Below are 12,700 nucleotides of genomic sequence, written 5' to 3' on the forward strand. Positions count from 1 at the left end.
ACGGTTCCAGGATTATCTTTCCTTCATCCTCGCGGCGTTTCTTGCGGCCTCATCAGGGCGCAATCGTGTCATTCGCCCTCGAGCAGTCCCTTCAGCCGCGCTTCTTCCTCCGCAGACAGCGCTTCCGGCGCAGCTTCGGGGCTGCGCCGACGCCGCAGCAGCGCGACCATCAGCCCCCCGCCGGCCAGCAGAACCGCCAGCGGCGTAAGCCAGAGCACCGCGTTTCCAGCCGAGAACGGCGGCTTCAGCAGCACGAACTCGCCATAGCGCTGGGTCAGGAACGCGCGGATCTCCGCGTCGCTCCGCCCCTGCTTCACTTGGTCGCGCACCAGAAGACGCAGGTCGCGGGCCAGCGCGGCCTCCGAGTCGTCGATGGACTCGTTCTGGCAGACCAGGCACCGCACTTCCTTGAACAGATCACGCGCCCTGGCCTCCTGGGCCGGGTCGGGCAGGCGCTCGGAAGGGTCCGACGCGGCGGCCATGCAGGCCATGGCGGCCAGGACGACGGCAAGGGTGCGGAAAGCCTTCACGCCTGCGCTCCCTTGGCTTTCCGGGCGACGCCCATGCGCAGCCGGCGGTCCGACAACGAGACGACGCCGCCCAGGGCCATCACCAGCGGTCCCAGGAAGATCAGCCGCACCCACGGATTGACATAGGCCCGCACCAGCCAGGCCGGCTGGCCGTTCGCGCCCGCCCGGCGCTCGCCGATGACGACGTAGAGGTCGTCCAGGCCGCGCGGGCACAGCGCCACCTCCGAGGTCGTCTGGCCGCCGGTGGGGAAGAACCGCCGCTCGGGCTGGGCGGTGCAGACCAGGCCCCCGCCCTGCTTCTCGATCCGCACGATCCCGCGCTCGGCCAGGTAGTTGGGGCCTTCCAGCGTGCCGACGTCGGTGAGGGTCAGCACATAGCCGCCCAGCTCGATCCTGCCGCCGACGCTGAGGGCCTGGGCGCTTTCCACCTTCCAGGCGGTCTCGAAGCTGGCGCCCAGCACGAAGAGGCCAAGACCGGCATGGGCGATGGTCGTGCCCCAGGCGCCGCGCGGCAGGCCGCCGGCCCGGCGTCGCACCTCGGCCCAGGGGACGCGGAAAGCCCCCACCCGTTCGAAGAGTTCGGCCAGCGCCCCGCCGATCAGCCAGAAGCCCAGGACAAGGCCCAGGCTCGCCAGCGCCTTGCGCGGGGTGACCACGGCGTAGGCGACGAGGCCCAGGATCGCGGCGACCAGCAGGGCCAGCCACAGCCGGCGCACGACGAGGCGCGCATCGCCCCGCTTCCAGGCCAGCAACGGCCCGGCCGGCAGGATGGCCAGGGCCAGCACCAGCAGCGGCGTGAAGGTCAGGTTGAAGAACGGCGGGCCCACAGACACGGCCTCGCCGTCCATGGCCTCGCGGATCAGCGGATAGAGCGTGCCCAGAAGCACCGTCGCCGTGGCCGCCGACAGGATGATGTTGTTGAGCACGATGGCGCTCTCGCGGCTGACCGGCGCGAACAGGCCGCCGGCGTTCAGGCTCGGCGCGCGGATCGCGAACATCAGGAAGCCGAAGCCCGCCGCGATCCCCATGATGGTCAGCAGCAGCACCCCGCGCGTCGGGTCGACGGCGAAGGCGTGGACGCTGGTCAGCACGCCCGAGCGCACCAGGAACGCCCCCAGCATCGAGAAGCCGAACGCCGCCAGCGCCAGGAACACCGTCCAACCCGGCAGGGCGCCGCGCTTTTCCAGCACGATGGCCGAGTGCAGCAAGGCCGCGCCGATCAGCCAGGGCATGAAGCTGGCGTTCTCGACCGGGTCCCAGAACCACCAGCCGCCCCAGCCCAACTCGTAATAGGCCCAGAAGGCGCCCAGCGTGATGCCGACGGTGAGCAGGCTCCAGGCCGCCAGGGTCCAGGGCCGCACCCAGCGGGCGAAGGCCGCGTCGACCTTGCCCTCGATCAAGGCGGCGACCGCGAACGAGAACACCACCGAAAAACCCACATAGCCCGCGTAGAGGAACGGCGGGTGCACGGCCAGGGCCCAGTCCTGCAACAGCGGATTGAGCGAACGGCCCTCCACCGGCGGATCGACCAGACGGGTCAGCGGGTTCGAGGCGAAGACGGTGTAGGCCAGGAACAGCACGCCCAGCGCCCCCTGCACGGCCACCGCCCAGGCCCGCAGGCGCGGCGGCAGGCGCTCGCCGAACACCGCCACGGCCGCGCCGTAGCCGGTCAGCACCAAGCACCACAGCAGCATCGAGCCCTCGTGGCTGCCCCAGGCCCCCGCCACCTTGTAGAGCAGCGGCTTGGCGGTGTGGGAGTTGGCCGCCACGTTGGCGACCGAGAAGTCCGAGCCGACGAAGGCGTAGATCAGGGCCGCGAAGGCGCAGGCCAGGGCCGCGAAGGCGCCCAGGGCCGCGCCGCGTCCCGCCCCGGCCAGCACGCCCGAGCGCCGCCATGCGCCGGCGGCGGAAAGGCTCGTCTGGGCGACCGACAGGGCCAGGGCCAGAACCAGCGCGAAGGCGCCGAACTCGACGATCATTTGGCGGTCTTCTCCGCACCGTAGGATGGCGGGGGAGCGCCCTCGCCGCGCCACTCGCCCTGCTCCTTGATGGCCTTGGCCACCTCGCGCGGCATGTAGCGCTCGTCGTGCTTGGCCAGCACCTGCTTGGCGACGAACACGCCGCCCTCGTCGAAGGCGCCGGTGGCGACGATCCCCTGCCCCTCGCGGAACAGGTCGGGCAGGTCGCCCTGGTAGCGCACCTTGCTGGTCGCCTTCTGGTCGGCGACCGTGAACTCCACCAGGCCGTCGGGATGCTTGACCACGCTGCCGGCCTGGACGAGCCCGCCCAGCTGCACCTTGCGGCCGGCGGGCACGTGAGCCTCCTGGGCCTGGGCGGGGGTGTAGAACAGCGAGATCGAGTCCCGCATGCCGTACAGCGCCAGCCCGACGGCCAGGGTGGCGACCGGCGCGATCGCCAGCAGGATGGTCAGGCGCCGACGCGCCTTGCGGGACTTGGGAAGCAGGCTCATCGGACGGTCGGGTTCTGGGGAGGGGTGTCGGCGGCCTGGCGCAGGGCGGCCAGCACCCGAGGCTGGTCCTTGAAGCGCGCCGAAGCGTCCTTCAGGGCCGCGTCGCGGCGGGCGGCGTCGCCCAGCACGGCATAGGCGCGCACCAGCCGCACCCAGCCCTCGGGATCGTCGGGCGCGGCGGCCAGGCGCTGGGCCAGGCCCTCGACCATGCCCTGGATCATCTCGGGGGTGACCTCGCCGGCGGCGGCCGCTTGCGGCGCGGCGTCGACCAGGCGGCCGGCCTTGGCGGTGCGGTCGATCTCGGCGGCCAGCACCGGGCGGCGCGGGTCGTCCACGGCCAGGTCGGCCAGCACAGCGCGCCAGCCGGCAAGGCCCGCCTCAAGCCTGCCGTCGGCGATCTCGCCCTTGGCCAGGTGATAGCGGGCCGACAGGTTCGCAGGGTCGCGCTTCAGCGCCTCGGTGAAGGCCGTGCGGGCGTCGGCGCCCACCTGCCCTTCCTCGCTGGTCACGAAGGCCTCGCCCAGTGCGGTCCACAGGTCGGTGCGCTGCGGCGCCAGGCGCACGGCCTTGCGCAGCGCCTCGGCCGCGCCGACCGCGTCGCCGCCGGCCATGCGGGCGATGGCGAGGTTGCGATAGAGCTCGGGATTGTCCCCGTCCTTGCCGCGAGCCGCCTGCTCCAGGATCGCCACGATGCGCGGCGGATCCAGCAGGGACGCATCCCCGGCCCGCCACTCGGCCACGCGCCTGGCGAACGGCTGGTCCGGCGCGCCCGGCGCGCCGACAGCAACGTAGAGGCCAAGCGCCAGCAGCGGCGCGGCGGCCGCGGCGGCCACCACCACGCGGCGCGAACCAAGGCCCTCCCTGGGCCAGGCCGCGCTCTGGTCGGCGGCGGCCAGCAGGCGGCGGCCGGCCTCGGCGCGGGCGGCCTTCAGTTCGCCCTCCGCCAGCAGGCCCCGCTCGGCCAGATCGTCGATCTCGGACAGCTGGCGACGGTGCACGGCCAGGGCCGGATCGTCCCCGGCGGGCGCCAGGCCACGCGCCGCGCCTCGCAGCACCAGGGCGGCGACGGCGGCGGACAGACCCGCGGCGGCGATCCAGAAGCCTATCATGGCCAGAAACCGATCATGAGATCGCTGTTAGCCGGAGAAGCAGCCGCCCGTCAGTGAAAAAACGCTCTTAAGGGAGGGATTAGGCCGCCATGGCCGCAACGGCGCGGCGGCGGACGATCTCGGCGGTCTTCTCGTCGCGCGTATGGACGATGTAGCCGGCGGCGATGTCGAGATAGGCCCGGGCGATCTGCGGGTCGCCGCCCTCGCCGGTGCGGGCCACGTGCAGGCAGTCCTCGATGTACTGGTCCAGGCGCTGGTTCAGCTTCTCCAGGGCCTTGGTCCGCGTCGAGCCATAGCCGGCCTGGGCCGCGCAGGGACGCAGGTCCTCGATGAAGGCCAGGGCCGCCGCGGCCCGGCGCACCAGGGCCTCGTCAGGCGCGGCGTCCAGCTTGGGCACGCCCTTGCCGCCGCCCATCTTGCCCATCATCGAGATCGGCCGCGACGGCAGGGCCAGGGACAGCTCCTTGTCGGCCGCGTTCATCCGCGTCTCGGCCGCCTGGGCCGCCGACTGCTTGAACTTCGACAGCCGCTTGCCCCACGGACCGTCCTTGGTCACGTCCACGGCCTGCTCGAACTCGGTCAGCTGGTTGGCGATGCGCTGGGCGCTGGCGGCGGCCTCCCGCCCGGCCGCCTCGCCGCCGGCGAGGTCGAAGCCACGGACGTGCTCGATGCTGGCCTCGATGTCGGCCAGCATGCGCTCGCCGAAGGCCTTGACCTCCGACGAGGCCAGGTAGCGGTCGTTGGGACGATCCATCACCGCCGAGATCACCCGCAGGATCCGCCACGGCTCGGGCAGGTGCGCGGCCAGCATCTCGAACATCCGGGGTCCCGCGTCGCCGCTGATGGCGCAGGCGTCGCGATAGGCCAGGCGCGCCGAGGCCGCCCGCTCGCCATTCATCCGGCTGACCCACTCCGACAGCCGCGGCAACGCGTTGCGGACGATCACCGACAGGTCGAGATAGTCGGCCAGTTCCGCCGCGTCGCAGAGCTTGCCCACCGCCTCGAACTCGGGCCGCGTGGGCTCGCGCAGGCCGCGCGCGGCGATCTTGCACAGCTGGTTGAAGACGTCGGGGGCGCCGTTGTCGAGGTCCCAGGGATTGCAGCGCGCCGCGCCCTCGGCCACCTGGCGTGGGGCCTCGGCCTTCAGGGCGATCCACAGCAGGGCCAGCGCCCGACGCGGGAATTGGGGCAGGTCGGCCGCGCGCGGCTGGCACAGCGGCGCGATCGGCGAAAGGATGGTGTTGCGGACGTAGCGGTCGGCCGTCTCGTCCTCGACGATGGCCCGCACGGTCGACAGCGCCCCGCCCGTGGCGTTGGCCAGGGCCAGCTCGAGACTGCGCAGAGCCGCATCGGGCGCGGTCTCGACCAGCGTCCGGATGATCTGCAATTTTTGCGCGGCGAGTGCGGCCATGGATCTCCGCCGGGAACTGGGGGGGGTCCTGGCAGCGTCAACCATGTTGCGGACGAGGTTAAAACTTTCCGAAACCACTGCTTTTTCAATGCGAGAAGGCAAGGCGAATGGTCGCGGGGCCTGACGCTCCACCTGTGCGACAGCGCGCTCGCCAAAAGATGGCGTCCGGTAGCGTTAACCCTCGGCGCGCGGCAGCGACAGCACGACCCGAAGACCACCGAGCGGCGAATCGTCCAGCGTCACCGAGCCGCCATAGGCCCGCGCCAGCTCGTCGACGATCGACAGGCCAAGGCCCGTGCCCGGCGTGTGCTCGTCCATCCGCTGGCCGCGCTTGAGCGCCTGGGCCCGCTGTTCTGGCGGAATGCCCGGACCGTCGTCGTCGACGGTCAGCAGCATCTTGCCCTCGCCGTCGGGCTTGGCCTCGGCCCGGATCCTGGCCTTCGACCACTTGCCGGCGTTCTCCATGACGTTGCCGGCCAGTTCCATGAAGTCCTGCCGCTCACCCTGGAAGCACAGGTCCTCCGGACAGCGCCAGTCGATCTCCACACCCCGGCCGTCGTTCTTGTCCTGGAAGATCCGCTCCAGCGTCACGGCCAGCTCGTCGAGGATCGGCTCGACCGGCGTGCGCTCGCCGCTGGTCTGCGAACGGGCCGCCGCCCGCGCCCGGCGCAGGTGGTGGTCGACCTGCTCGCGCATGGTCTGGGCCTGGCGCTCGACCACCTCGGCCAGAGATCCGCCCTGCTGGCTGGCCTCGGTCAGCATCACCGACAGCGGCGTCTTCAGGGCGTGGGCCAGGTTGCCGACGTGGGTGCGCTGGCGCTCGACGACTTCCTGGTTGTGGGCCAGGAGCCCGTTCAGCTCCTCGGCCAGCGGCTCCAGTTCCACCGGATAGGGCCCGGCCAGCCGCTCGGCCTTGCCGCGCCGCACGTCGGCGATCTCGCGGCGCAGGCGGAAGATCGGCTGAAGGCCGAAACGCACCTGCACCACGATGGCCAGGATCAGGCCCGCGCCCAGCAGCAGCAGCGCGAAGATCGTGATCCGGCCGAAGCGGTCGGCGTCGGCGTCGATCGGCGAGCGGTCCTCGGCGGCGATGAACACCACGGGATCGGGATAGTTAGGCAGCCGCGCCAGGATCGCCGCCGCCCGCAGCGGCTTGTCCTGCGGACCGTGCATGTCGAAGAACTGGGTCTTGCCCGGGTCGGCGGTCAGCCGGTCCACCTGGGCGGTGGACAGCATGAGATCGCTGTCGAACAGCGAGCGCGAGCGCTCCACCGCCCGCAGCGACCCGTTGCGCTGGGCGAAGATCGTCCAGTAGCGGCCCGAATAGGCGCGCGTGGCCCGAATGTCGGTCAGGAACGGGGCCTTCAGCACCCCGTCCTCCACCGCCGAACCGGCGTAGAGGTCGTCAGTCAGCACCGCCAGCGACTGGTCGAAGCGGCGGATGGCCGCGTCGCGGAACTGGGCGGTCAGGAAGGCCCCGGCCGCCAGCAGGACGATCAGCGTCCAGCTGGCCGCCAGCAGCACCAGCCGCCGGACGAGCGAACGCTTGCGGAAGCCGAGCAGCATCAGGCGCCGCCGCGCGGGATCACCCGGCCGTCTCGCCTTCCAGCGGGATCAGCCGATAGCCCAGGCCGCGCACCGTCTCGATGCGGTCGGCGCCCAGCTTCTTGCGCAGCCGGCCGATGAACACCTCGATGGTGTTGGAGTCGCGGTCGAAGTCCTGGTCGTACAGGTGCTCGACCAACTCGGTGCGGCCGATCACCCGGCCCTGGTGCATCATCATGTAGTGCAGCAGGCGGTATTCCAGCGAGGTCAGGCGCAGCGGCTCGCCATTGACGCTGGCCCGCGCCGCGCGCGGATCCAGGCGCAGGCCGCCGCAGGTCAGGCTCGGCGCGGCGTGGCCGGCCGAGCGCCGCAGCAGCGCCCGCAGGCGCGCCAGCAGTTCTTCGGTGTGGAAGGGCTTGGTCAGGTAGTCGTCGGCGCCCGCGTCGAAGCCGGCGACCTTTTCGCTCCAGGCGCCGCGGGCGGTGAGGATCAGCACCGGCGTGGCGACGCTGCCGCGCCGCCAGCGCTCCAGCACCGACACCCCGTCCACCTTGGGCAGGCCCAGGTCGAGGATGACCGCGTCATAGGGCTCGGTCTCGCCCAGGAACTGGGCCTCCTCGCCGTCGGCGGCATGGTCGACGGCATAGCCGGCGTCGGCCAGGGCCAGCTTCAGCTGGCGCGACAGGTCGGGATCGTCTTCGACGAGCAGAATGCGCATATGGGTTAGAAGCTCCTTAGCCCCCGCTGAGGATCTGGCCGCTCTCGGCGTCGACGATGAAGTCGATGCGGCGGCCGTCGGTCGTCGCCCAGCGGATGCGATAGTTGCGCCCTTCCAGGCCCGCGTCGAGCAGGCGGCCGGGGGTGCGGCGCGAGATGCGGTCTATGACCACGCTCAGCGGCACCAGCCGGCCCGACTGAACGCCGCCACGCGCCTGGTCCTGCCTGGCCCGCCAGTCGGCGCCCAGGGAGTCCGGGCCGCGCTGGGCCAGAGCCGCGCCCGGGAGGGCGGCGACGATGGCGGCTGCGGCGAGTATGGCTCGGATCGGCTTCATGGCGTCCGGTTTAGCCGGGGACGGCTGAATGGAGACTGAACGCGGGGTTTATGAACGGTGTGCGACGTCCTGTCACGGGCCAAGGCCACGCTCCGACGCAATCGGAGATCACATAAAGATATCTTTATGTCCCAATTGACAAGGCGCGCGACCCCAGGCTTGATAAGGGGGTCGTGGTCTGCGGGCGTTTCGCGCCCAAAGCTAAGAGGGAAGCCGGTGTGAAACCGGCGCTGCCCCCGCAACTGTAAGCGGCGAGCGGCCGTCCGATACGTGTCACTGGCGCCCCGAACTCGACTCGGTGGGGCGCCGGGAAGGCCAGGACGGCAGCGTTGACCCGCGAGCCAGGAGACCTGCCTCGACAGATAACGTCCTCCGGCGGGGTGCCCGGTCTGGTCGCGAGTTCCAGGCGCGGGTCCGCCATCCCGTTCGCGCGCCTGCGCGCCTGCGCCCCGTCCAGCCTCCGTCACCATCGAGACAGAGGCTAAGAAATGACCGTCACCGTCGCCGCCCTCGGCTTTCCCCGCATCGGCCCCCAGCGCCGCCTGAAGACCGCCCTCGAAGCCCACTGGGCCGGCCGCCTCGACGCCGAAGGGCTCCAGACCGAGGCCGCCACGCTGCGCGCCCTGGCCTGGCGCCGCCAGGCGCACCTGGGCGTCGACCACGTGCCCAGCAACGACTTCTCGCTCTACGACCACGTGCTCGACACGGCCGCCATGGTCGGCGCGGTCCCCGCCGCCTATGGCTGGACCGGCGGTCCGGTCGACCTGCCGCTCTACTTCGCCATGGCGCGCGGAACCCAGGGTCGCCAGGCCTGCGACCACGGCTGCGCCCACGAGACCTCGGCCACCGGCCTGCCGGCGCTCGAGATGACCAAGTGGTTCGACACCAACTACCACTACCTCGCGCCCGAGCTGTCCCCCGGCCAGGCCTTCGCCCTGACCTCGACCAAGGTCGTCGACGACTTCCTCGAGGCCAAGGCGCAGGGGATCTTCACCCGCCCGGTGATCCTGGGGCCCGTCACCTTCCTCAAGCTGGCGAAAAGCAAGGACTCCAACCCGAATGGGGACTCCCAGCCGCTGTCGCTGCTGTCTTCCCTGCTGCCCGTCTACGCCGAGGTGCTCCGGCGCCTGGCCCAGGCGGGCGCCGACTGGGTGCAGATCGACGAGCCCTGCCTGGCGCTCGACCTCACCGACTTCGAGCGCGCCGAGATCCGCCGCGCCTACGGCGCCCTGACCCACGCCGCCCCGCGCATCCGCATCCTGCTGGCCAGCTATTTCGGGACCTATGGCGACAACCTCGCCACCGCCGCCAACCTGCCGGTCGACGGCCTGCACCTGGATCTCGTCCGCGCCCCGCAGGACCTCGACGCCGCCGTCGCCCTGGCCCGCGACAGCCTGGTGCTGGAACTGGGCGTCGTCGACGGCCGCAACGTCTGGCGCGCCGACCTGACGGCCATCCTCGACCGGGTCGAGCCGATTGTCGCCGCCCGCGGTCCCGACCGCGTGATCCTGGCCCCGTCCTGCTCGCTGCTGCACGCCCCGCTCGACCTCGCCATCGAGACCGATCTCGACCCCGAGGTCAGCCAGTGGCTGGCCTTCGCCGTGCAGAAGCTGGAAGAGCTGGCGATCCTGGCCAAGGCCCTCAACCAGGGCCGCGCCGCCGTTCGCGCCGAACTCGACGCCGCGGGCGCCGCCGTCGCCTGGCGCAAGACCTCGCCGCGCATCCACGATCCCGCCGTCCAGGCCCGCGCCGCCGCCGTCACCGCCGATGATGCGATCCGCGCCACGCCGTTCGAGCAGCGCATCGTGCTGCAACAGACAAGGCTTAACCTGCCGCCCCTGCCGACCACCACCATCGGCTCGTTCCCGCAGACCGCCGCCGTCCGCCAGACCCGCGCCGCCCACGCCAAGGGCCAGCTGGCCGACGCCGACTATGCCGACTTCCTGCGCGCCGAGACCGCCCGCGCGGTGGCCTGGCAGCAGGAGATCGGCCTCGACGTGCTGGTCCACGGCGAGTTCGAGCGCAACGACATGGTCCAGTATTTCGGCGAGCGGCTGAACGGCTTTGTCTTCACCAGGCACGCCTGGGTGCAGTCCTACGGCTCGCGCTGCGTGCGCCCGCCGATCCTCTATGGCGACGTCTCGCGCCCCGCGCCGATGACGGTCGAGTGGTGGGCCTACGCCCAATCCCTCACCGCCCGGCCGATGAAGGGCATGCTGACCGGCCCGGTCACCATCCTGCAATGGTCGTTCGTCCGCGACGACATCCCCCGCGGTGAAACCTGCCGCCAGATCGCCCTGGCCGTCCGCGACGAGGTCGTCGACCTCGAAGCCGCCGGCGCTGCGATCATCCAGATCGACGAGGCCGCCCTGCGCGAGGGCCTGCCCCTGCGCCGCGGCGACTGGGATGCCTATCTGGCCTGGGCTGTCGAGGCCTTCCGCATCGCCGCCAGCGGCGTGCGCGACGAGACCCAGATCCACACCCACATGTGCTATTCGGAGTTCAACGACATCATCGCCGCCATCGGCGCCATGGACGCCGACGTCATCTCCATCGAGACCGCGCGCTCGAAGATGGAGCTGCTTGACGCCTTCGAGGCCTACGCCTACCCGGCCCAGATCGGTCCCGGCGTCTACGACATCCACGCCCCCCGCAGCCCCGCCTCCGGCGAAATGCTCGACCTGCTGGCGAAAGCCGGCCAGCGCCTCTCGCCGGCCCAGCTTTGGGTCAATCCCGACTGCGGCCTGAAGACCCGCAAGTGGGAGGAAGTCGAACCGGCCCTCGCCAACATGGTCGCCGCCGCCAAGGCGGCGCGAGAGCAGCTGGTCGGCGCCTGACGCCACGGAGGGCGCGCCGCACGAGGCGCGCCCTTTGCCGCCCGTCATTCCTCACCCTTGGGGGCCTCCATCCGCTACCGACAACCGGCACGAAGCGGGTGGATTTGATGTCGGCTAAGGGTGGGAGGCCGACATCAAATCCCTCTCTCATGGAGAGAGGGAGGGGCCCGCGCCGCAAGGCGTGGGAGGGTGAGTGGGTAGGCGAAGCCCTTGGGAAATCTTGGCGCTGTTGCGGGCGATGTACCGGCACGCCGGCTGAGGGTGTAACCACTCACCCTCCCATCGCTACGCGATGGGCCCCTCCCTCTCTCTTAGAGAGAGGGTCGTTGCGCTCGACGTCCGCAACCCGTCGCGAACCGACGTTGTCCACCGGGCCGGCTTCCGCCTCCAGATCGACGTCGCAAGCAACTGTCGGTTTTGGTCAGCACCCGCCCTTGCGCGGAAATGGCCTACTGGGCCTCAGGCCGAGATATCGACCAGCACGCCGGTCAGTTCGCCGGTGGCCTGGGCCAGGGCCGCGCCGGCGGCCTGAGTCGCCTTGGCGTTGGTCTGCGCCACCGCCAGCTGGGTCAGGTCGACAATGGCCGCGGCGGCCTCGCCCGAACCGGCCGGGCGCGGCGGGGCGTAGCGGACGGCGGCGTTGGTTGCGGAAACCTGCACGGCGACTTCCCTTCTGGAAACACCGCGCAATCTGGTCGCCAGGTCTTAACCAGACCTGACCAGGCATGGTTAAGAACCGCCACCCCTACCGCCGCTTGGGCGCGTAGGGCTTCTGCTCGCGCCAGGCCTGGGCGAACTTCTCCAGGTCCTCGTCGATGGTTTCGGGCAGGGTGACGACCAGGCGGGCGTAGAGGTCGCCGCGATGGCCCTTGGCGTCGGCCAGCCCACGCCCCTTCAGCCGCAGCTTGGCGCCGCTGTTGGCGCCCTTGGGCACCGTCACGTTGACCGGGCCGTCGGGCGTCGGGGCCTCGACCTTGCCGCCCAGCACCGCGTCGGGAACGCTGACCGGCAGGTCCATGACCAGGTGCTCGCCTTCCTTGCGGTAGATCGGGTGCGGCTTGACCGCCAGCTCGATCAAGGCGTCGCCGTTGCCGCCGCGCCCCGGACTGCCCTGCCCCTTCAGGCGCAGGGTCTGGCCTTCCTGGGCGCCGGCCGGGATGGTCACGTCGATGGTGCGGCCGTCCGAGAAGGCCACGCGCTTCTTGCCGCCCTTGATCGACTCTTCCAGGTCGATGTCGAGCCGCGCGCGCACGTCCGCGCCCTTGGCCGAAAAACCGCCGCCGCCGAAACCGCCGCCGGCTCCCGCGCCGCGGTTGCGGCCCAGGATGTCGCCGAACAGGTCGTTGAGGTCGATCTCGGGGCCCTCGCCCCCGCCGCCGCCGCGCCCGAAGCCGCCGCCCCGGCCAAAGCCGCCGCCGAACGGACCGCCGCCACCGCCGCCGAAGCCGCGCATGGTCTCACGCCCGTCGGCGTCGATCTCGCCGGCGTCGAACTTCTTCTTCTTCTCGGCGTCGCCGAGGATGTCGAAGGCCGCGCTGACCTGCTTGAACTTGTCCTCGGCCTTCTTGTCCCCGGGATTGGTGTCGGGGTGATACTGCTTGGCCAGCTTGCGGAACGCCTTGCGGATCTCGTCCGCGCTCGCGCCGCGGGAAACGCCAAGCTCCAGATAGGGGTCGCGCGCCAAGGAAGGCCCTCAAGACAGTACGGAAATGCCGAAGCCCCTCAATTAGGCGGTTCCGCGCCGGG

At 71.2% G+C, this 12,700-nt stretch carries 11 protein-coding genes and 1 riboswitch; of the genes, 1 reads left to right on the forward strand and 10 read right to left on the reverse strand.

Features of this window, described 5'->3' with window-relative positions; genetic code table 11:
* Positions 1-68 precede the first annotated feature (68 nt).
* The 8 genes from SGCZBJ_RS12965 to SGCZBJ_RS13000 form a co-directional block, all read right to left on the reverse strand.
* Positions 69-530 carry a cytochrome c-type biogenesis protein gene (locus SGCZBJ_RS12965; protein WP_276308957.1) on the reverse strand — a complete coding sequence of 154 codons (462 nt, stop codon included), beginning with the start codon at positions 528-530 and terminating at the stop codon, positions 69-71.
* Positions 527-2,509: a heme lyase CcmF/NrfE family subunit gene (locus tag SGCZBJ_RS12970; RefSeq protein WP_101718410.1), complete on the reverse strand. Its 1,983-nt coding sequence runs from the start codon at positions 2,507-2,509 to the stop codon at positions 527-529. The genes SGCZBJ_RS12965 and SGCZBJ_RS12970 overlap by 4 nt, the downstream gene beginning before the upstream one ends.
* A complete protein-coding gene (gene ccmE / locus SGCZBJ_RS12975) occupies positions 2,506-3,000 on the reverse strand; it encodes a cytochrome c maturation protein CcmE (protein ID WP_101718411.1) in 495 nt (164 codons plus the stop codon). Before ccmE ends, SGCZBJ_RS12970 begins: the two co-directional genes overlap by 4 nt.
* Positions 2,997-4,109 carry a c-type cytochrome biogenesis protein CcmI gene (gene ccmI / locus SGCZBJ_RS12980; protein ID WP_101718412.1) on the reverse strand — a complete coding sequence of 371 codons (1,113 nt, stop codon included), beginning with the start codon at positions 4,107-4,109 and terminating at the stop codon, positions 2,997-2,999. The genes ccmE and ccmI overlap by 4 nt, the downstream gene beginning before the upstream one ends.
* A gap of 79 nt (positions 4,110-4,188) precedes the next feature.
* Positions 4,189-5,520 carry a hypothetical protein gene (locus SGCZBJ_RS12985; RefSeq protein WP_101718413.1) on the reverse strand — a complete coding sequence of 444 codons (1,332 nt, stop codon included), beginning with the start codon at positions 5,518-5,520 and terminating at the stop codon, positions 4,189-4,191.
* 174 nt (positions 5,521-5,694) lie between these two features.
* A complete protein-coding gene (locus SGCZBJ_RS12990; protein ID WP_101718414.1) occupies positions 5,695-7,089 on the reverse strand; it encodes a sensor histidine kinase in 1,395 nt (464 codons plus the stop codon).
* 16 nt (positions 7,090-7,105) lie between these two features.
* A complete protein-coding gene (locus SGCZBJ_RS12995) occupies positions 7,106-7,783 on the reverse strand; it encodes a response regulator transcription factor (protein WP_101718415.1) in 678 nt (225 codons plus the stop codon).
* A gap of 16 nt (positions 7,784-7,799) precedes the next feature.
* Positions 7,800-8,117 carry a PepSY domain-containing protein gene (locus SGCZBJ_RS13000; RefSeq protein WP_101718416.1) on the reverse strand — a complete coding sequence of 106 codons (318 nt, stop codon included), beginning with the start codon at positions 8,115-8,117 and terminating at the stop codon, positions 7,800-7,802.
* Positions 8,118-8,274: 157 nt separating this feature from the next.
* A riboswitch (cobalamin riboswitch) is annotated at positions 8,275-8,489 on the forward strand.
* Between the two features lie 116 nt (positions 8,490-8,605).
* Between SGCZBJ_RS13000 and metE the strand changes: the two genes are divergently transcribed.
* Positions 8,606-10,954 carry a 5-methyltetrahydropteroyltriglutamate--homocysteine S-methyltransferase gene (gene metE, locus SGCZBJ_RS13005; RefSeq protein WP_101718417.1) on the forward strand — a complete coding sequence of 783 codons (2,349 nt, stop codon included), beginning with the start codon at positions 8,606-8,608 and terminating at the stop codon, positions 10,952-10,954.
* 459 nt (positions 10,955-11,413) lie between these two features.
* Here the strand turns inward: metE and SGCZBJ_RS13010 are convergent, their stop codons facing one another.
* Both SGCZBJ_RS13010 and SGCZBJ_RS13015 read right to left on the reverse strand, forming a co-directional pair.
* Positions 11,414-11,614: a hypothetical protein gene (locus SGCZBJ_RS13010; protein ID WP_101718418.1), complete on the reverse strand. Its 201-nt coding sequence runs from the start codon at positions 11,612-11,614 to the stop codon at positions 11,414-11,416.
* 85 nt (positions 11,615-11,699) lie between these two features.
* Entirely contained in the window at positions 11,700-12,638 is a 939-nt protein-coding gene (locus tag SGCZBJ_RS13015; RefSeq protein WP_101718419.1) for a DnaJ C-terminal domain-containing protein, read from the reverse strand.
* Positions 12,639-12,700 lie beyond the last annotated feature (62 nt).

The sequence above is a fragment of the Caulobacter zeae genome (genome assembly GCF_002858925.1).
In the GTDB taxonomy this organism is placed as follows: domain Bacteria; phylum Pseudomonadota; class Alphaproteobacteria; order Caulobacterales; family Caulobacteraceae; genus Caulobacter; species Caulobacter zeae.